This is a genomic window from Pseudomonas sp. LBUM1676, assembly GCF_059695605.1.
Window position 1 is genome coordinate 212,533 of record NZ_CP166777.1, and the last position, 18,803, is coordinate 231,335.

Genomic DNA, 18,803 nt, shown 5'->3' on the forward strand with positions numbered 1-18,803 from the left:
TCAGCTTTCCCAGCCAGCTTGATAAAGCTTGCCGTGGGCTTTATCCAGGGCGGCGCGAACGGCGGGCGAGTGCTGGTAGATGTCGACGAATTTGATGAGGCGCGGGTCGGTTTTGCTGTCCGGCTGGATCACGAATTGAATCACGTATTCCTTGTGATCGAGGCCATCGAACAGCAAGGCGGAACCGGCGTCGAAGGTCTTCGCCAGGCGAATGTAGGCCGGGTAACCCTGGACCAGATCGGCGTCGTCATAGGCGCGCACCAGTTGCACCGCTTCGACCTGCAGGATTTTGATTTTCTTTGGATTGGCGATGATGTCTTCTTCGGTGGCTTTGTAGCCAACACCCGGTTTGAGCGTGATCAAGCCTGCCTTGGCCAGCAGCTGCAGGCCACGCCCGCTGTTGATCGGGTCGTTGGCGATGGCGACGCTCGCGCCTTCGGGCAGCTCGTCGAAGCTTTTGTATTTTTTCGAGTAGAGGCCGACGTTGTTGATGATGCCCGGGGCGAATGGCACCAGGTCGAAACCGGCGGCGGCCTTGGCGTTTTCCAGGAACGGGATGTGCTGGAAGTAGTTCACGTCGATGTCGCCGGCGGCGAGGCTGACGTTGGGGGCGATCCAGTCGCTGAACTCCACCAGGTCGACCTGGAGGCCTTGTTTTTTCGCTTCTTCGACGGCGGCTTCCAGGGGAATGGCGAAGGCGGCGGTGGTGCCGACTTTCAGCGGCGCGTCGGCGGCGAAGGTGATGGAGCTGAAGAGGCCGAGGGCCAGGGCCAGTGCTTTGACTGGGTGCGAGAAGTAGTTCTTGGTCATGATGAGTTTTCCAGTCAGTGCATGAATTTTTGGGTGTTTGGTCCGACCTCTTCGCGAGCAGGCTCGCTCCCACAGGGATTGCGTGAACACCGAAGATCCACTGTGGGAGCGAGCCTGCTCGCGAAGCTTTTAGCGGCGAAACGCCGATCCGGTATGTTGCTCAGGCAAATGCGCTCCGCCGTGAAACAGCTTTTCCCGCAAGCTGCCATCGTCATAAGCCGTCTTGTACGACCCTCGACGCTGCAACTCTGGAATCACCAGCTCAATGAAATCCGCATAACTTTCCGGGGTGACAATCCGCGTCAGGTTGAAGCCATCGAGCCCGGTTTCCGCGATCCACGATTCCAGCTCATCCGCCACTTGCTCAGGCGAACCGACCACCGTGATGTACCGTCCGCCGAGGGCGTGTTGCTCGAGCAATTTGCGCCGGGTCCAGTCGTTGTTTTGCAGGTTCTTGGTGGCGGACTGGATGGCGTTGCTCTTCACGTACTGGATCGGTTCATCGATCTCGTATTCAGAGAAGTCGATCCCGGTAGACGCCGAAAAATGCGCCACCCCGGCTTCGGCACTGGCGTAGCTCAGGTACTCGGCATGCTTGGCCCAGGCCTGTTTTTCGGTCGCGCCGACAATCACATTCAGCCCCATGAACACCTTGATGTCCTCGGGGTTGCGTCCTGCCTCGATGGCGCTGGCGCGAACCTTGTCCACTTGAACTTTGGTCGCCGGTTTGTTCTGGCCGCTGATGAACACGCACTCGGCATGGCGCCCGGCAAACAGCAAGCCGCGATCGGAACTGCCGGCCTGGAACAGCACCGGCGTGCGTTGCGGCGACGGTTCGCACAGGTGATAACCCTCGACCTGATAGAACTCGCCCTTGTGCTCGACCTTGTGCACTTTTTCCGGTTGGGCGTAGACCCGTTGCTGCGGATCGTTGAGCACCGCGCCGTCTTCCCAGCTGCCTTCCCAGAGTTTGTAGAGCACTTGCAGGTATTCATCGGCCTGGTCGTAGCGACGGTCGTGCTCGACCTGCTCGCTCAGGCCCATGGCCTTGGCGGCACTGTCGAGGTAGCCGGTGACGATGTTCCAGCCGACCCGGCCGCGACTCAGGTGATCGAGGGTCGACATGCGTCGGGCGAACAGGTACGGCGGTTCATAAGTCAGGTTGGCGGTCAGGCCGAAGCCGAGGTTTCTGGTGACGGCGGCCATGGCCGAGACCAGCAGCAGCGGATCGTTGACCGGTAACTGAATCGACTCTTTCAACGGCACGTCCACCGAATTCTGGTAGACGTCGTACACGCCCACGATATCGGCGATGAACAAACCGTCGAACAGCCCGCGTTCCAGCAGTTGTGCCAGTTCAGTCCAGTACTCGATGGTTTTGTATTGAGTCGACGTGTCCCGTGGATGTGTCCACAGGCCATGGTTGATGTGCCCGATGCAATTCATGTTGAAGGCATTGAGCAGGATCTTTTTCTTTGCCATTCAGATGGTCCCCCGCAACGGCGGGTTTTCATCGTTGAGGTAGTAGTTGCCTACCGCGTGATACTTCCAGCGCACCGGGTCGTGCAGGGTATGTACCCGAGCGTTGCGCCAGTGACGATCCAGACCGTGCTCGACCAGCGTTGCCTGGCTACCGGCCAGTTCGAACAGCGTGCTGCCAGCAGCGAGAGAGATTTCGGTGCTGATGGCCCGGGCTTCGGCAACGGCGATCGAAGCGGCGGCGACGGTCTGTGCGTTGGTGTCGGCCTGGGCTTTGTCGAGGAATTCACCGGAGCGTTCCAGCAGGGCTTCGGCCGCATGTAGGCGGATGCTCAAGTGGCCGAAGCTCTTGATGGTCAGGGGATCTTCCGTGGCTTTGTCGTTGCCGGCATCGATCCACGGTCGGGTCTTGGTACGCACGAAGTGCAGCGCATCTTCATACGCGGCGCGGGCGATGCCGGTGTCGATGGCGGCGTGAAGAATCTGCGCCAGCGGACCGACGGTGGTCGGGCGCTCGAAAGCGCTCTGAAACGCAATCACGTCTTGCGCGGCGACGTAGACGTCTTCGAATACAACCGAACCGCTGCCGGTGGTGCGTTGGCCAAAGCCGCTCCAATCGTCAATCACCGTCAGGCCCTTGGCGTCACGAGGGACGAAAGCCAGTTGCTGAACGCCGTTTTCATCCACAACTGACGTAGGGATGCGCTGGGCGTAGATGGCGCCGGTAGCGTAGAACTTGCGGCCGTTGATCCGGTAACCATCACCGTCGCGGGTGAGGCGGGTGACGCGGTCGTGGGCGGTTTTGGTCCCGAGCTCGGCAAGCGCATTGCCAAAGCGCTGACCGGCCAGCACTTCTGCATAGAGGCGTTTTTTCTGCTCGGCGCTGCCGTTCACGCGCAGCACTTCCAGGGCATAAAAATGGTTCTGCGGGATTTGCCCGAGAGAGCCGTCAGCCTGAGCGATCAGTGCGATCACCTTGGCCAGCGTGACGTTGGAAACGCCGGCACCGCCGTATTCCTTTGGCACGCTGATGCCCCACAAGCCCGAACGGGAAAACACTTCCAGCTCCGGGTGTGGCAAACGGCGTTCGCGGTCACGAAGGGCGCTGTCGCGTTTGAAATCCTCGGCCAGGTCACTGGCGACAATAAGGGCTTGCTCATCGCTGGTTATGACCGCGACGTGGTGAGAAAGAGTCATGTGTTTCTCCAGAGAACTGGTCAAAAAGTGTTCTGGTCGTTAAATCCAGGAATGGCGAGCCGGCAAAGTGCCGTTGAGGTGATACGTGCCCACGGCGTGATATTTCCAGCGCACCGGGTCATGCAGCGTGTGCACGCGAGCGTTGCGCCAGTGGCGGTCGAGGTTGAATTCGGCAAGCGTTGCGCGGCTGCCGGCCAGCTCGAAGAGTTTTTCGCTGGCCAGTAGCGAGATCTCGGTGGTCAGGACCTTGGCTTCGGCCACGGCAATCGAGGCGCGCGCGGCGGACTCGGCAGTGAGCGGCGCGGCGTTGACCTGATCAAGCACCTGCCCGGCCTTGCGCAGTAGCGCTTCGGCGGCGTGCAGTTCGATTTTCAGTTTGCCGATGTCGGCGATCACGTAGAGGTCATCGCTGGCCCGGTCGACCTTGGCATCGATCCATGGCCGGGCACGGGTTTTCACGAACTCGATGGCATCGTCGATGGCGCCCCGGGCGATGCCGGCATCGATGGCCGCTTGAATCAACTGCGAGACCGCTCCCTGGATGTTCGGCTTGTCGTTGATCTTCCAGTTATCCACCACCAACTCGGCGTCGACCCGCACGTTGTTAAGCAAAATCGTGCCGCTGGCGGTGGTGCGCTGACCGAAACCGGACCAGTCATCAACGATGCGCAGGCCCGGTGTTCCACGACGGACGAAGGCCAGCACTTGCTTGCCGTCGTCGTTCAGTGCCTTGACCGCGACCCAGTGGGCGAACAGGGCGCCGGTGGAATAGAACTTCTGCCCGCTAATGACAAAGCCGTCACCATCGGCGGTGATCCGTGCCTTGAGTTCCAGGGTGTTTTTGGTGCCGCGTTCCGGCCCGGCATTCCCGATCCGCCAACCTTCGAGCACGCTTTTGAACAGCTGCTTTTTCTGTGATTCGGTAGCGCTGCCGAGTACCAGGTTGAGGATGCCGAACTGGTTCTGCGGGATCTGTCCCAGTGCCGGGTCGGCCGCGGAAATGATCGCGAACACATCGGCCAGGGTGACGAATGAAACCTGTGGGCCACCGTACTCGCGCGGGATGGCGATGCTGCCCAGGCCGCTGCGAGTGAACTGTTCGATTTCCGACCACGGCAGTTTGCGCTGCCGGTCACGTTTGGCCGCTTGCAGGCGGGCGACTTGCGCCAGCTCCCGGGCGGCATTGATGGCTTGTGCATCGTTGCGCAAGACTTGCGCGGGCAACAACAAGGGGGCGATATCCAGATCACTCTGGACGATTGCATCTGCCAGACTGGACATCAGTGCCGCTCCTTGGCTGCACGCAATGCCCTGGCGATTTGCACTGGGGTGATTGTGTTCCGGACCATACCTACCTCACATCTCATGAAAAACGCCGCGATCAGTGCGACGAACGAAAACAAGAATGTCCGGTGGTCCGGTCTATATACCCTAAGCGTGTATAAAAAATAAATAAACTAACTTTTAGGAATATACATAGAAGGGGTCTTGCATTGGCGAATACCACCCCTGTGGCGAGGGAGCTTGCTCCCGCTCGGCTGCGCAGCAGTCGTCAAGACTTGTCATCATGCTTGGACGGACAAACACGTATTTGCGGTTTTTGGGGCGCTTCGCACCCCAGCGGGAGCAAGCTCCCTCGCCACAAATATCCTGCGCGCCGTCAATGGTTGTGGGGTTCTGCCGCTTTCAGTTCCTTCTTCGGCGGGACTTTGAGATACGGATTGGCGCAACCAATCTTCAGCATACGAGCCGGTGCCCAGCGCGAGTTGTTACCAACCCGATCGAGGATGCAGTAAGTCACTTCCAGCCGCAGGTCTTCGCCGGCTTCGAGAATGATCGCCGGCGGCACCCAGACCTGGATCGGCTGGCCGACGTCGCCAGGCATGAGCTTGGGCAGGTCCATGCGCACATCGCCCCAGCGCAGGGTGATTTCGTCTTCGGCGGCCATGTTCAGGTACGGCTCGATGGTCAACGGAACGCCGCGCTTGATCTGGTTCGGATTGACCCCCTGACGGCGAATGGTCCCGGGAATGGTCACTGGCGCCAGGTTCTGGTTTTCGTCGCCGAACAGTGCAGAGGGTTGACCACCCGGGCAGTCGAGTTTGATCTGGACGCGCACAGGGGCTGACAGGGCTGCTCCCCGCCCGACTTGCATGATCCGGTAGTGGACGCGTGCAGCACCATTGGCAATGAAACTTTCCGGCACTCGCAGGCTGACGATGTTGCCGACCTCATGGGCGCTCAGCACCCGGGAAGCCACATAGCAGTTGTCCCAGAACAGTTCGATCAGGTCGCCTTCATCCATACCGGGATAGGGCGCCACGTCGACCAGCAGATGAGCCGCCGAGGTGATGTTGATGCCATTCTTGTTTGATTGCGCGAGGGACGGCGCCGCCAGTTCGGGTTTGTGCGAGATGCTTTTCATGGGTTCTCCTTGAAGTCTTGCAACGAAGTCCATTTCTGGAAAATCAAAAATACGAAGTCCGAACAGCGAACCGTTCATTACTTTGAATTGAAATATTGCCTGAGTGTGATGGGTATCAATGGCTGCAGACTAGATAAGAGCGAGCTTGAATAAGTGTCAATAGAGCAGGTTAGTTAAATACAAGATTCAGTGTTATTCAGAAAATTCCTACGCGTTGAGGTTAATAAACCTTGGCGATGTGTCGAACAAATCTGCCAAGTCAGGCGGTTTCACCCGTGATGAGGCGAAGGTTCTTCGCTTCTCGCCAAATTTCAGATTCGAGAGTATTAGAGGGCGCCCAGCGGTGGAAGCGCATATATATGTACCGCGCACGCTGACAAGAAGTTGTATATCGTGCGGATAAATTTAACTAAATATGGGGAGGGCGTAATAGAAAGGGGAGGGACTTCCATCCATGGAAGTTGACCCGTATTGCGCGGGTATTTTAGTGGTTGGCGTTATTCAGAAACTTGCTGAGAAACTGTTTTGTCCGTTCTTCTTTCGGGTTGGCAAACAATGCCTTGGCTTCGCCTTGCTCGACGATCACACCTTTGTCGAAAAACACCACACGGTTGGCCACGTCCCGGGCGAAACCCATTTCGTGAGTGACGATGACCATGGTGCGTCGCTCTTCGGCCAGACTGCGAATGGTCGCCAACACTTCACCCACCAACTCCGGGTCGAGGGCTGAGGTGGGTTCGTCGAACAGAATCACCTCCGGCTCCATCGCCAGCGCGCGGGCAATTGCCACGCGCTGTTGCTGACCGCCAGACAGGCGACGCGGGTAAGCGTCTTCCTTGCCCGCCAGGCCGACCCTGGCCATCAGCTTTTTACCCAAGGCAACGGCTTCGGCGTGCGGCATCTTCTTTACGATGATCGGCCCTTCAATGACGTTTTCCAGGGCGGTGCGGTGGGGGAACAGGTTGAAGTTCTGGAACACGAAACCCACATGCTGGCGCAACCGTCGTACCAGGCCCTGCTGCTGGTTCAACGGGCGGCTGCCATCGATTTCGATGTCACCGACCTTGATCCGGCCGTTGGTGGGCTCCTCCAGAAAGTTCAGGCAACGCAGGAAGGTGGTCTTGCCCGAGCCGCTGGGCCCGATGATCGCCACCACTTCTCCTTCCTTCACCTGCAGGTCGATGCCGTTGAGCACCACTTGACCCTTGAACTGCTTTGTCAGTTTTTCCACGACAATCATTGGGTCAGGACTCCAGGTCGTGCCGATTGACCCGTGCTTCCAACTGATTCTGCAGGTGCGAAAGCACCGTGGCCAGAACCCAGTAGATCAGCGCGGCGGCAAGGTACATGGTAAAGATTTCGAAGGTGCGGGCGGTTATCAGCTGCGCCTGACGGAACAGTTCCGGCACCTGGATGGTGGCGGCCAGCGCCGTGTCCTTGACCAGCGAAATGAAGCTGTTGCCCAGTGGTGGCAATGCCGTGCGCATCGCTTGCGGCAGGATGGCCCGACGCAAGGTTTGTGCACGGGTCATGCCGATACTGGCAGCAGCTTCCCACTGGCCGCGTTCGATGGAGCTGATCGCGGCACGCAGGATTTCGCAGGCGTAGGCAGCCATGTTCAGCGAGAAGCCGATCAGGGCCGCTGGCAGCGGATCAAGTTCGATGCCCAATTGCGGCAAGCCGTAATAGATCACGAACAGCTGCACCAGCAACGGCGTGCCGCGAAAGAACGACACGTAGATGCGGGCGATCCAGCTCACCAGTTTGAAGCGCGACAGGCGCATCAATGCCAGGCCAAACCCCATCACCAGGCCGAAGAACATCCCGCCCAGGCTGAGGATCACCGTGTAATACGCGCCCTTGAGCAGAAAGGGCACGGAATCCAGTGCGAGTTGGAAAGCTTCTTCCATTATTTAGTGACGTCGGCGTTGAAGTATTTCTGCGAGAGCTTGGCGAGGGTGCCGTCGGCGCGCAGTTTTTCGATGGCCTTGTTTACCGCTGCCAGCAATTCAGGTTCGCCTTTGCGCAAGGCGATACCGGCTTCCTGACGGGAGAACGCTTCGCCGGCGGCGGTGGTGTCCTTGGCCTTCTTGGCGTATTCCAGCGCGGCGAGGCGGTCGATCAGAATGGCGTCGATGCGGCCGACGCGCAGATCCTGGAACTTGGTCGGGTCATCTTCGTAAGTGCGGATGTCTGCCTTCGGCACGTTTTCTTTCACCCACTGTTCGTAGTTGGTGCCCAGACCGACGCCGACTTTCTTGCCGGCCAGATCGGCGGCGGTCTTGATGGTGTCTTTGTTCTTGGTCAGGGTCAGCGCCTGAATACCGGAAACGGTGTACGGCTCGGAGAAGTCATATTTCTTCTTGCGCTCTTCGGAGATGGTCACTTGATTGACCACCGCGTCCAGACGCTTGGATTCCAGTGCCGCGAGGATGCCGTCCCATTTGGTCGGTTGCAGTTTGACCTTCACGCCCAGCTCTTTGGCCAAGGCTTCGGAGAATTCGACTTCGAAGCCGGCCAGTTTGCCATCGGCGTCGACGAAGCTGAACGGTGGGTAAGTGCCTTCCAGACCCACGTTGATTACGCCGGCGTCCTTGATTTTTTGCAGTTGCTCACCGGCAACTGCTTGCCCCAGCAGGCCGGCGCTGAGCGCGAGGCCCAACGAACCTACCAGCAGATTTCGACGTAGTGCGGAAAAATTCATGACAAGCCCCTGTGTTTTCTTATGAAGACGCTTTAGGAAAGTTGGCAAAATCGGGATTTGAACGACTGCGATATCCTGCCCTAAAGCAGTCTATGCGTCTTGTTTCAAATTCGCCTGCGGCGAGACTATATGTCGACGGTTTTAGATTGGAAAATAATAAATATTGATTTTATTATTCATTTATCGAATATAGCTTCAAGATGTTTCCCACGCAGGAGCGTGGGAACAATCAACCTACAGAAAATCTTTATAGGCAAACAACGCCGGCGCCCCGCCGGTGTGCAAGAAGACTATCGGTCCCTCATCGAAACGTTGACGACCCACCCCGTCCAACAACCCGGCCATCGCCTTGCCGGTATAAACCGGGTCGAGCAGCAAGCCTTCCTGGCCCGCCAGCAGCTTCACCGCCGCCAGCGTCCCGGCGTTCGGTTCGCCATAGCGCGGGCCGAAGTACTCGTCCCACAATTGGACGTTGAAACTCGACGGCAGGCTCACATTCAACAATTGTGCCGTACGCTCGGCGAGGCCCTGGACCTTCGGCCGTTGATCTTCATCGCTGCGTGAAACGGTGACACCAATCACTGGCAAATCCGGCAGGACTTCACTCAATGCCAGCGCCAGGCCACTGTGAGTGCCGGCGCTGCCCGAGGCCAGGACCACGGCGGCGAACGTGAGGCCGGTGTCCTTGATCTGCTCGGCCAGTTCCAGTCCGGCGCGCACATATCCCAGGGCGCCCAAGGCATTGGAGCCGCCAATCGGCACCAGATACGGCTTCTTACCGTTATTGCGCAGTCGCGCGGCCAACGCCTCCAATTGCTCGTCGGCGTTATCCAGGTTTTCCACCAACTCAACCTTGGCATCGAACAAATCCAGCAACAGCCGATTGCCGTTGCCGACATAATTGGCGTCATCGGTACCCAGCGGATTTTCCAGCAGTGCGACGCAGCCGAGGCCAAGTTTGGCCGCCACGGCGGCGGTCTGGCGTACATGGTTGGACTGCAGCGCGCCAGCGGTGATCAAGGTATCGGCACCTTGCGCCAATGCATCGGCGGCCAGGTACTCGAGCTTGCGCAGCTTGTTGCCACCCATTGCCAACGGCGTCAGGTCATCGCGTTTGACATAGATATCGCGGCCCAGCCAAGTCGACAGGCGTTCGAGTTTTTCCAGTGGCGTGGGGTGGCCAAGCAGGTCGAGGCGGTCAAAACGGGCGAGCTGTTGTTTAATCATGATTTCCGTACTGGTACAAAAAGATGTCAGGACTATAGGCACGCCGATTTACCGGGGCAACCGGGAATCGCTTATAGCCAAAAGTGTTTAACACAGCACAATTGGTTCTTAATTCCGCGTCCGGACCTTGCCGTAAAGTAATCGCCGTCAACGCGGCCAGACAGTCCGGCCGCCCGTGAGGAGTTTTTACCGTGAGCGAGCGTTCCAGCCATTGGCAATTGCAGACCATCGTCAGCCAGCTACGTTCGGCGCGGGATGAATGGCGTGCACAAAACGGCCGCGTCAGCGGCGAGCAGGGCGGTCGCGAGTTGCCTTCCCGAGCAGCCATGGCGGAAATTCTTGAAGCGCTGTGCGGTGCGTTGTTTCCGATGCGCCTGGGGCCGGTCGACTTGCGTGAGGAGAGTGAAGACTTCTATGTCGGCCACACGCTGGACGTTGCGTTGAATGCGTTGCTGGCTCAGGCGCGACTGGAACTTCGTTACGCCGCCCGCCACGGCGCCCAGGCCGAGACTGAAGTCGAGGCCAGGACCCTCCAGATCATCCAGGACTTCGCCCTCGCCCTGCCAGGCTTGCGCAGTCTGTTGGACACCGACGTGCTGGCGGCCTACCACGGCGACCCGGCAGCTCGCAGCGTCGATGAAGTGTTGCTCTGCTACCCGGGCATTCTGGCGGTGATTCACCATCGCCTCGCCCATCACTTGTACCGCGCCGGGCTGCCGCTGCTCGCGCGGATCAGCGCGGAAATCGCCCACTCGGCCACCGGTATCGACATTCATCCGGGCGCGCAGATCGGGCGCAGCTTCTTCATCGATCATGGGACGGGTGTGGTGATCGGCGAGACCGCGATCATCGGCGAGCGGGTGCGGATTTATCAGGCCGTGACCCTGGGGGCCAAGCGCTTCCCGGCGGATGAGGACGGCCAGCTGCAGAAGGGTCAGCCGCGGCATCCGATTGTCGAGGATGACGTGGTGATTTATGCCGGGGCGACGATTCTGGGGCGGATCACCATCGGCAAGGGTTCGACCATAGGCGGTAACGTCTGGCTGACCCGCAGCGTGCCGGCGGGGAGCAACCTGACTCAGGCGAATTTGCAGCATGATGATGGGACGCAGAAGTAAGGCCCGAATTCTCGGTTAACTGACCCGGCCTCTTCGCGAGCAGGCTCGCTCCCACAGTGGATGGATATTGGACACGGATTTGTGCACGACACTTCTCCTGTGGGAGCGAGCCTGCTCGCGAATGGTTTCAAGCCGAACCAGGATAATGGCGTTCAGCCAATTATCCACTGAACGAATCCCCCAAACCCCACGTCATACCCTTCCTTGAGCTAGCGTAGGAAAGGGACCGCCGAGCCCTGCGATTAGTCCTTAGCAGGCTATTTATGTTTAACTTGAACGCTCATTCAAGTTAAACCGCCGGTTTGCTGCCCGCTCACAACAGGAGGCTTGCCTTTGCCGAGTCCGTTTCTGATTGCCCTGTTTCACCCCCTCGAGGTGCACCTTTCATGAGTGCATCGTCCCTCCCTCCAAGCGGCCAGGTCCGCATGAATCCGCCGGTGTTCTACTTTGCGGCGAGTTTCATTCTGTTGTTCGGCATTGTCGTGATCGCCATGCCCGAACAGGCCGGTGCCTGGTTACTGGCAGCGCAAAACTGGGCGGCCAATACGGTCGGCTGGTACTACATGCTCGCGATGACCCTGTATCTGGTCTTCGTGGTGGTCACCGCCTTGTCCGGCTACGGCAAGATCAAGCTCGGTGCCGACCACGACGAGCCCGAATTCAGTTACCTGTCCTGGGCCGGCATGCTATTCGCCGCCGGGATCAGCATCACGCTGTTTTTCTTTTGCGTGTCCGAACCGCTGACCCATCTGGCGCAACCGCCTCAAGGCGAGGCCGGCACAGCGGATGCGGCGCGTCAGGCGATGCAGATTCTGTTTCTGCACTGGGGCCTGCACGGCTGGGGCGTGTTCGCCTTCGTCGGCATGGCCCTGGCTTACTTCGCCTATCGCCACAACCTGCCGCTTGCCCTGCGCTCGGCGCTCTATCCGCTGATCGGCAAGCGCATCAACGGTCCGATCGGTTACGCGGTGGATGGCTTCGGCATCATCGCCACGGTGTTCGGCCTCGGTGCCGACATGGGCTTTGGCGTGTTGCACCTCAATTCCGGCCTGGACTACCTGTTCGGCATCGCTCATACCCAGTGGATTCAGGTCGGCCTGATCACGCTGATGATGGGCGCGGCGATCATCGTGGCCGTGTCCGGCGTCGATAAAGGCGTGCGGGTGATGTCCGACATCAACATGCTGCTGGCCTGCGCGCTGCTGCTGTTCGTGTTGTTCGCGGGGCCGACTCAGCACCTGCTTAACACCCTGATCCAGAACATCGGCGACTACCTCGGCGCCTTGCCGATGAAGAGTTTCGACCTCTACGCCTACGACAAACCCAGCGACTGGCTGGGCGGCTGGACAGTGTTCTACTGGGCCTGGTGGATTGCATGGTCGCCGTTCGTGGGGCTGTTCATCGCACGGATTTCCCGTGGCCGGACCATCCGCGAATTCGTCTTCGGCGTGCTGCTGATTCCGCTAGGTTTCACCCTGGCCTGGATGTCGATCTTCGGCAACAGCGCCATCGATCAAGTGCTCAACCACGGCATGAGCGCGCTGGGCATGTCGGCCATCGATAACCCTTCGATGACCCTCTACCTGCTGCTGGAAACCTATCCGTGGAGTAAAACGGTGATCGCGGTGACGGTGTTCATCAGCTTCGTGTTCTTCGTCACTTCGGCCGACTCCGGCACGGTGGTGTTGTCGACGCTGTCCGCCAAGGGCGGCAATCCGGATGAAGACGGGCCGAAATGGTTGCGGGTGTTCTGGGGCGCGATGACCGCGCTGATAACCAGTGCGCTGCTGTTCTCCGGCAGTATCGATGCGCTGAAGTCAGCGGTGGTGCTGACCTCCTTGCCGTTCTCGTTGATTCTGCTGTTGATGATGTGGGGACTGCACAAGGCGTTCTATCTGGAGTCCCAGAAACAGATCGCGCAGCTGCATTCCCTGGCACCGGTCTCCGGCTCTCGTCGTGGCGGTTGGCGTCAGCGTTTGAGTCAGGCGGTGCATTTCCCGTCGCGGGATGAGGTTTACCGCTTCCTCGAAACGACGGTACGTCCGGCGATTGAAGAAGTGACGGCGGTGTTCGTCGAGAAGGGTTTGAACGTCGTCGCTCAGCCAGATCCGGCCAACGACAGCGTCAGCCTGGAAATCGGCCATGGCGAGCAGCATCCGTTCATCTACCAGGTGCAAATGCGTGGCTACTTCACGCCGTCCTTCGCCCGTGGCGGGATGGGGTCCAAGGAGCTCAATAACCGTCGTTACTATCGGGCCGAAGTGCATTTGAGCGAAGGCAGTCAGGATTACGATCTGGTGGGTTACACCAAGGAGCAGGTCATCAACGACATCCTCGACCAGTACGAGCGGCACATGCAGTTCTTGCACCTGGTGCGTTGAGCGCAAGGGTGGGGCTGGTTTTTTTCAGGTCTCGGTGCTCAGCACCATGAACAAGACCAGCGCCGCCACCGGCACACCGAACACAATGCTGCCGACCACCAGTTCTGTCGTGACGGACTGGCCGGCGGTGACTACGCCGACGGCGCCGTTGATCATCGACAGTGCCAGCCATAGCACGATGAAGCTGTAGGTCAGGGTCTGGCGACTGAAACCGATTTTCTCGCCGATGAGCAGCATCAGTGCCAGCAGGACCAGGCCGAAGAAGATGATGATGGTGGTGTGCATGGTGAGTTTCCTCCCTGCGGATGTGTGTTGCCTGTTTCACCCCACACATCGAGCATAGTTAAACCAACCCGCCATTAACCCGAAAAATCTGCCCATTGACCCAACCCGAGTCCGGACCCGCCAGAAAGGACACGACACGGGCAATATCTTCCGGCTGTCCCAGGCGCTCCAGCGGGGCCATCCTGGCGAAGTTCTGGATCTGCTCTTCGCTCTTGCCGTGCAGGAACAGGTCAGTAGCTACCGGCCCCGGCGCAACGGCGTTGAAATCTGTGAAACGTTTCAGCCTTTTCTCGAATCCGAGGTTTATCGGCGTTTTTCTCGGCGTATGCTGGGCAACTTGCGAAGCAGTCGATACCAACTTCAAGACACACAAGAGAGGATTCGATGACCTACACCGCTGCCGAAAACCGCTACGATTCCATCCCTTACCGCCGCGTGGGTCGCAGTGGCCTGGTGCTGCCTGCACTGTCCCTGGGCCTGTGGCACAACTTCGGTGACAGCACGCCGATCGACACCCAGCGCTCCTTGTTGCGCACCGCGTTCGACCTGGGCATCAACCACTTCGACCTGGCCAACAACTACGGCCCGCCGTACGGCAGCGCCGAGATCAACTTCGGTCGATTGCTGCGCGAAGACTTCAAGCAGTACCGCGACGAGCTGATCATCTCCAGCAAGGCCGGCTGGGACATGTGGCCTGGTCCATACGGCCAGGGCGGCGGTTCGCGCAAGTACGTGCTGGCCAGCCTCGATCAGAGCCTGCAGCGCCTGGGCCTGGAATATGTGGATATCTTTTATTCCCACCGCTTCGACCCGGACACCCCACTGGAAGAAACCGCCAGCGCACTGGCCACCGCCGTGCAGCAGGGCAAGGCGCTGTACATCGGCATCTCGTCGTACTCCGGGGTGAAAACCCGTGAAATGGCGGCGCTGTTGAAAGAGTGGAAAGTACCGTTGCTGATTCACCAGCCCGCTTACAATCTGCTCAACCGCTGGGTGGAAAAGGACCTGCTGGACACCACCGATGAGCTTGGCACGGGGGTGATTGCGTTCACCCCGCTGGCTCAGGGATTGCTGACTGACAAGTACCTCAATGGGGTACCGGCGGATGCGCGGGTCAATCGTCCGGGTGGCGGTTCGTTGCAGGCGTCGCATCTGTCTGAAGCCAACATCGCTCATGTGCGTGGCTTGAACGAGATTGCCCGGCGTCGTGGTCAGAGCCTGGCGCAGTTGGCGTTGGCCTGGACGTTGCGAGACCCGCGGGTGACCTCGGCGTTGATCGGCGCTAGCCGGCCGGAGCAGATTATCGAGAATGTCGGGGCTTTGAAAAATCTGAGCTTCAGCTCGGAGGAGTTGGCGGAGATTGACCGGTTTGCCCAGGAGGGCGGGGTCAATCTTTGGGAGAAACCGTCGACTGCCGAATAAGTGTTTGGCGCCGGGTTTTCCGGCGTCAGTTACGGCCCCTTCGCGAGCAGGCTCGCTCCCACAGTGGATTTGCATCGAGCACAAATCCCTGTGGGAGCGAGCCTGCTCGCGAAGGGGCCATTACAGTCAATAAATAGGTCGGGTTCAGCGGAAAAACGGCACATCCCCCAACACCGTAGCCCGCTGCATCACCCGCCGCGCCGGCCGGTAATCATCGACGGCATAGTGCTGCGTCACACGGTTATCCCAGAACGCCACGTCATCCTTCTGCCAGCGCCAGCGAATGGTGAATTCCGGCCGAGTCGAATGGGCGAACAAAAACTTCAGGATCGTCTCGCTTTCGGTGTCGGACAGCTCGTTGATCTTCGAGGTGAAACCTTCATTGACGAACAATGACCGTCGCCCGCTCACTGGGTGTGTGCGAATCACCGGGTGTGACAGCGGCGGATTCTTCCGGCGCGTTTCTTCCCATTGGGCCAGCGCTTCGGGCGTGTTGCCATAACGCTCCAGCGGGAACGAGCGAGTGAAGTCGTGGGTGGCGGTCAGTCCTTCGAGCAAGGTTTTCAGCTGCGCGGACAGCGCTTCATAGGCCGCAATGCCGCTGGCCCACAGCGTATCGCCGCCAAACTCCGGCAGCAGCTTGGCGCTGAGCACCGCGCCCATGGCCGGGGTCGGCAGGAAGGTCACGTCGGTGTGCCAGATCGCGTTGTCACGCACATCGGTCACGGCGGTATCGAGGATCAGCACTTCCGGCTGTTCCGGTACATTGGGGTAAATCGGGTGTATGTGCAGGTCACCGAAATAAGCAGCGAAACGCGCCTGCTGTTGCGGCTCGATCGGCTGGTCGCGGAAAAACAGCACCTGATGTTTGAGCAGCGCCTGCTCGATGGCGTCGCGTTGTTGCTGATTCAGCGGCTGGCTGATGTCGACGCCGCTGATTTGCGCGCCGAGGGCGGAGCTTAAGGGGACGATGGTCAGGTTGCTCATGGTCTTTCTCTTCAATCCGGGTTGCCACAGGGTTAAATTAGTGGGCCTGGCCGTGCCACGGCACCAGCTTGCGTTGCAGGGCGCGCAGGCCCATTTCCATGGCGAAGGCGATCAGGGCGATGACCAGAATCCCCAGCACCACCACATCGGTGACCAGGAACTGTGCGGCTGACTGCACCATGAAGCCCAGGCCGCTGGTGGCGGCGATCAACTCAGCGGCGACCAGGGTCGACCAACCCACACCCAGACCTATGCGCACACCGGTCAGGATGTCCGGCAACGCGCTCGGCAGAATCACATGGCGGATCAACTGCGCCCGGGTTGCGCCCAGCGACTGTGCGGCGCGCAACTTGGCCGGGTCGACGGTACGTACGCCGGTCGCGGTCGCGATGGCGATTGGGGCGAAGATCGCCAGGTAGATCAGCAGGACTTTCGACAACTCGCCGATGCCGCACCAGATCACGATCAGCGGCAGGTAGGCCAGCGGCGGGATCGGGCGGTAGAACTCGATCAATGGATCGAGAATGCCGCGAGCAATGCGGTTGTGGCCGATGGCAATGCCAACGGGAACAGCGGTCAGCACCGCGAACCCGAGGCCCAGACCGATACGGCTGAGGCTGGCGCCCAGGTGCTGCCACAAGGTCGAATCCATGTAGCCGGTGGTCACCAGCAGCCAGCCTTTTTGCAATACGGCGGACGGTGGCGGCAGGAACAGCGGTTCGATCATTCCAGTGGCAGTCACGGCCCACCAGATGAACACCAGCGCCACCAGTGTCAGCACGCTGATCCAGCGAGTACTCAGGCTGCGGCGCAGGGGCGTTACCGTCGAACCCGGTTTCACCGCCGCCGCGGGAATTTCATAACTGCTCATGCGCGCTCCTGCCGCGTGGCGGCGCTGCGTTGCGAGAACACCTTGGCGAGTACGTGTTCGCGGGTTTCGATAAAGCGCGGATCGGACTTGATGGACCGTGCCGATTCACCGGCGGCGTAACGCTGGCCGAAATCCAGGCTCAGGCGTTCGACGATTTGGCCTGGGTTCGGCGCCAGCAGAATCAGATCCGTGGCGAGAAATACCGCTTCTTCAATGTCGTGGGTGATCAGAAAAACCGGTTTGGCGGTGCGTTGCCAGACTTGCAGCAGCAGCTCCTGCATCTGTTCGCGGGTGAAGGCATCAAGGGCGCCGAAGGGTTCGTCCATCAGCAGCACGCGAGGATCGGCAGCGAGCGCACGGGCCAGGCCGACACGTTGCTTCTGGCCGCCCGAGAGCTGCCAGATTCGACGGTTTTCGAAACCGGAGAGATCCACCAGCGCAAGCATTTCCCGGGCGCGAATTTCGCGTTTGTCCCGGGACACACCGGCCAGTTCCAGACCGAATCCGACGTTGGCCAGCACGTCCTGCCAGGGCAGGAGGGCGTCGTCCTGGAACACCACGCCACGTTCGGCGCTGGGGCCTTTGACTGGCACGCCATCCAGCGTGATGCGTCCGGCGCTGGGCTCGACGAAGCCGGCAATCAGGTTCAATAGCGAAGTCTTGCCACTGCCGGACGGGCCGAGGGCGACCAGCAGTTGCTGGGGGCCCAGACTCAGGGAAATGTCCGCCAGCACCGGTTCCGGGCTGCCCGGGTACTGTGCGCTGATGCGCTCCAGCTGTAGCAAAGCCATCGCGGTTAACTCCCGATCAATTGGTGATGAACTTGGCGCTGACGTACGGGGCGTAATCCGGCAGCACGGCCTCGACCTTGCCTTGTTCCTTGAGGAACACAGCGGTGTCGGTGATGGCCTTGGTGGTCGGCGCGCCGAGGGAGATCACCTGATCAGCCGCCAGTGGGTAGACGTTGCCTTGCAGCAGCAGCGGGATGTCACTGGCCTTGGCGCCAGACAGTTTGACCAGCTTGTCGACGTTGCTTTGATTGGCGAGCCAGGCTTTCGGGTCTTTGCGGTAATCGGCGTAGGCATCCAGGGTCACTTTGGCGAACGCGGTGACGATTTCAGGGTGCTTCTCGGCGAAATCCTTGCGCACGATCCAGGCATCGAAGGTCGGTGCGCCGAACTTGGCCAATTCGCCGGAGGTGATCAGCACTTTGCCGTTTTCCTTGGCCACACCGAGCGCGGGATCCCACACGTAAGTGGCGTCGATGTCACCGCGTTTCCACGCAGCGATGATCGCTGGCGGTGCGAGATTGAGTACGGTGACTTTCGACGGGTCGATGTTCCAGTGTTTCAGCGCGGCGAGCAGGCTGTAGTGACCGGTGGAAACGAACGGCACGGCGATTTTCTTGCCGACCAGGTCCTGCGGGGTCTTGATTCCGGAACCGTCGCGGGCGACCAGTGCTTCGGCGGCGCCGATCTGGGTGGCGATGAGGAAGGTTTCTACCGGTACCTTGCGGGTGATTGCAGCCGTCAGGGGGCTGGAGCCGAGGTAGCCGATCTGAATGTCGCCGGAAGCGATGGCGGCGATGATGTCGGCGCCATTATCGAATTTTCGCCAGTCGATCTTGGCGTTGGTGGCTTTTTCGTATGCACCGTCGGCTTGGGCGACTTTGGCCGGGTCAACGGTGGTCTGGTAGGCGACGGTGACGTCAGCCGCCTGGGCAAAGAAGCTCGCCGCCGCCAGGGACGCGGCCGCCAGGAGGCGAAGGGGGAAATTCAGTTTCATTGAGAAGCTCCTTGTCAGGCGACCGGATGTCGGCGAGAAAGGAGACTAAATGATCTAAGAATCCGAAAATAAATAACTTTTTCGAATGAGCTTATGAGCGGAAAATTCTAAG

Annotated in this window: 17 protein-coding genes and 1 pseudogene; 3 read left to right on the forward strand and 15 right to left on the reverse strand. The window is 59.7% G+C overall.

From position 1 onward, the window contains the following. The 9 genes from ACA041_RS00990 to ACA041_RS01030 all read right to left on the reverse strand — a co-directional run bounded on the left by ACA041_RS00990 (position 1) and on the right by ACA041_RS01030 (position 9,842). Positions 1–810, reverse strand: coding sequence for a MetQ/NlpA family ABC transporter substrate-binding protein (locus ACA041_RS00990; protein WP_497439496.1), 810 nt, complete (start codon positions 808–810; stop codon positions 1–3). Positions 811–939: 129 nt separating this feature from the next. Further along, positions 940–2,292 carry an LLM class flavin-dependent oxidoreductase gene (locus ACA041_RS00995; protein ID WP_497439497.1) on the reverse strand — a complete coding sequence of 451 codons (1,353 nt, stop codon included), beginning with the start codon at positions 2,290–2,292 and terminating at the stop codon, positions 940–942. Continuing rightward, complete coding sequence (locus tag ACA041_RS01000) at positions 2,293–3,486, reverse strand: SfnB family sulfur acquisition oxidoreductase (RefSeq protein ID WP_497439498.1); 1,194 nt, start codon at positions 3,484–3,486, stop codon at positions 2,293–2,295. 39 nt (positions 3,487–3,525) lie between these two features. Next, positions 3,526–4,767: an SfnB family sulfur acquisition oxidoreductase gene (locus ACA041_RS01005; RefSeq protein WP_497439499.1), complete on the reverse strand. Its 1,242-nt coding sequence runs from the start codon at positions 4,765–4,767 to the stop codon at positions 3,526–3,528. Between the two features lie 379 nt (positions 4,768–5,146). Next, on the reverse strand, positions 5,147–5,911 hold the full coding sequence (locus tag ACA041_RS01010) for a hypothetical protein (RefSeq protein WP_497439500.1): 765 nt from the start codon (positions 5,909–5,911) through the stop codon (positions 5,147–5,149). 484 nt (positions 5,912–6,395) lie between these two features. After that, positions 6,396–7,151, reverse strand: coding sequence for an L-cystine ABC transporter ATP-binding protein TcyN (gene tcyN, locus ACA041_RS01015; RefSeq protein WP_497439501.1), 756 nt, complete (start codon positions 7,149–7,151; stop codon positions 6,396–6,398). 4 nt (positions 7,152–7,155) lie between these two features. Further along, on the reverse strand, positions 7,156–7,821 hold the full coding sequence (gene tcyL, locus ACA041_RS01020) for a cystine ABC transporter permease (RefSeq protein WP_497439502.1): 666 nt from the start codon (positions 7,819–7,821) through the stop codon (positions 7,156–7,158). Further along, a complete protein-coding gene (gene tcyJ, locus ACA041_RS01025) occupies positions 7,821–8,615 on the reverse strand; it encodes a cystine ABC transporter substrate-binding protein (RefSeq protein ID WP_497439503.1) in 795 nt (264 codons plus the stop codon). Before tcyJ ends, tcyL begins: the two co-directional genes overlap by 1 nt. A 234-nt stretch (positions 8,616–8,849) precedes the next feature. After that, positions 8,850–9,842 carry a D-cysteine desulfhydrase gene (locus tag ACA041_RS01030; RefSeq protein ID WP_497439504.1) on the reverse strand — a complete coding sequence of 331 codons (993 nt, stop codon included), beginning with the start codon at positions 9,840–9,842 and terminating at the stop codon, positions 8,850–8,852. Positions 9,843–10,033: 191 nt separating this feature from the next. Here ACA041_RS01030 and epsC point away from each other — a divergent pair, with 191 nt between their 5' ends. Then, complete coding sequence (gene epsC / locus ACA041_RS01035; RefSeq protein WP_497439505.1) at positions 10,034–10,960, forward strand: serine O-acetyltransferase EpsC; 927 nt, start codon at positions 10,034–10,036, stop codon at positions 10,958–10,960. 425 nt (positions 10,961–11,385) lie between these two features. Beyond that, complete coding sequence (gene betT, locus ACA041_RS01040) at positions 11,386–13,341, forward strand: choline transporter BetT (RefSeq protein ID WP_497441982.1); 1,956 nt, start codon at positions 11,386–11,388, stop codon at positions 13,339–13,341. A gap of 24 nt (positions 13,342–13,365) precedes the next feature. Here the strand turns inward: betT and ACA041_RS01045 are convergent, their stop codons facing one another. Then, a complete protein-coding gene (locus ACA041_RS01045) occupies positions 13,366–13,626 on the reverse strand; it encodes a hypothetical protein (RefSeq protein WP_497439506.1) in 261 nt (86 codons plus the stop codon). A gap of 58 nt (positions 13,627–13,684) precedes the next feature. After that, positions 13,685–13,894, reverse strand: a pseudogene (locus ACA041_RS01050) (SDR family oxidoreductase); the annotation flags it as partial. A gap of 116 nt (positions 13,895–14,010) precedes the next feature. Between ACA041_RS01050 and mgrA the strand changes: the two are divergent. Continuing rightward, entirely contained in the window at positions 14,011–15,048 is a 1,038-nt protein-coding gene (mgrA, locus tag ACA041_RS01055) for an L-glyceraldehyde 3-phosphate reductase (protein ID WP_497439507.1), read from the forward strand. Between the two features lie 144 nt (positions 15,049–15,192). Here mgrA and tauD read toward each other — a convergent pair whose 3' ends face one another. The 4 genes from tauD to tauA are packed head-to-tail and all read right to left on the reverse strand — an operon-like array spanning position 15,193 to position 18,691. Then, on the reverse strand, positions 15,193–16,035 hold the full coding sequence (tauD, locus tag ACA041_RS01060) for a taurine dioxygenase (protein WP_497439508.1): 843 nt from the start codon (positions 16,033–16,035) through the stop codon (positions 15,193–15,195). A 37-nt stretch (positions 16,036–16,072) separates the two neighbouring features. Further along, positions 16,073–16,906 carry a taurine ABC transporter permease TauC gene (gene tauC / locus ACA041_RS01065; protein ID WP_497439509.1) on the reverse strand — a complete coding sequence of 278 codons (834 nt, stop codon included), beginning with the start codon at positions 16,904–16,906 and terminating at the stop codon, positions 16,073–16,075. Further along, entirely contained in the window at positions 16,903–17,697 is a 795-nt protein-coding gene (gene tauB / locus ACA041_RS01070) for a taurine ABC transporter ATP-binding subunit (protein ID WP_497439510.1), read from the reverse strand. The genes tauC and tauB overlap by 4 nt, the downstream gene beginning before the upstream one ends. 16 nt (positions 17,698–17,713) lie before the next feature. Continuing rightward, positions 17,714–18,691 (reverse strand): taurine ABC transporter substrate-binding protein, encoded by a 978-nt coding sequence (tauA, locus tag ACA041_RS01075; protein ID WP_497439511.1) that lies wholly within the window; start codon positions 18,689–18,691, stop codon positions 17,714–17,716. Between the last annotated feature and the right edge of the window lie 112 nt (positions 18,692–18,803).

What these genes read in the sequence shown, in the direction of transcription:
- tcyN (WP_497439501.1), bottom strand. Translation starts at nt 7,151, where the DNA reads ATGATTGTCGTGGAAAAACTGACAAAGCAGTTCAAGGGTCAAGTGGTG.
- tauD (WP_497439508.1), bottom strand. Translation starts at nt 16,035, where the DNA reads ATGAGCAACCTGACCATCGTCCCCTTAAGCTCCGCCCTCGGCGCGCAA.
- tcyL (WP_497439502.1), bottom strand. Translation starts at nt 7,821, where the DNA reads ATGGAAGAAGCTTTCCAACTCGCACTGGATTCCGTGCCCTTTCTGCTC.
- tauB (WP_497439510.1), bottom strand. Translation starts at nt 17,697, where the DNA reads ATGGCTTTGCTACAGCTGGAGCGCATCAGCGCACAGTACCCGGGCAGC.
- mgrA (WP_497439507.1), top strand. Translation starts at nt 14,011, where the DNA reads ATGACCTACACCGCTGCCGAAAACCGCTACGATTCCATCCCTTACCGC.
- ACA041_RS00995 (WP_497439497.1), bottom strand. Translation starts at nt 2,292, where the DNA reads ATGGCAAAGAAAAAGATCCTGCTCAATGCCTTCAACATGAATTGCATC.
- ACA041_RS00990 (WP_497439496.1), bottom strand. Translation starts at nt 810, where the DNA reads ATGACCAAGAACTACTTCTCGCACCCAGTCAAAGCACTGGCCCTGGCC.
- ACA041_RS01045 (WP_497439506.1), bottom strand. Translation starts at nt 13,626, where the DNA reads ATGCACACCACCATCATCATCTTCTTCGGCCTGGTCCTGCTGGCACTG.
- ACA041_RS01030 (WP_497439504.1), bottom strand. Translation starts at nt 9,842, where the DNA reads ATGATTAAACAACAGCTCGCCCGTTTTGACCGCCTCGACCTGCTTGGC.
- ACA041_RS01010 (WP_497439500.1), bottom strand. Translation starts at nt 5,911, where the DNA reads ATGAAAAGCATCTCGCACAAACCCGAACTGGCGGCGCCGTCCCTCGCG.
- ACA041_RS01005 (WP_497439499.1), bottom strand. Translation starts at nt 4,767, where the DNA reads ATGTCCAGTCTGGCAGATGCAATCGTCCAGAGTGATCTGGATATCGCC.
- tauA (WP_497439511.1), bottom strand. Translation starts at nt 18,691, where the DNA reads ATGAAACTGAATTTCCCCCTTCGCCTCCTGGCGGCCGCGTCCCTGGCG.
- betT (WP_497441982.1), top strand. Translation starts at nt 11,386, where the DNA reads ATGAATCCGCCGGTGTTCTACTTTGCGGCGAGTTTCATTCTGTTGTTC.
- tcyJ (WP_497439503.1), bottom strand. Translation starts at nt 8,615, where the DNA reads ATGAATTTTTCCGCACTACGTCGAAATCTGCTGGTAGGTTCGTTGGGC.
- tauC (WP_497439509.1), bottom strand. Translation starts at nt 16,906, where the DNA reads ATGAGCAGTTATGAAATTCCCGCGGCGGCGGTGAAACCGGGTTCGACG.
- ACA041_RS01000 (WP_497439498.1), bottom strand. Translation starts at nt 3,486, where the DNA reads ATGACTCTTTCTCACCACGTCGCGGTCATAACCAGCGATGAGCAAGCC.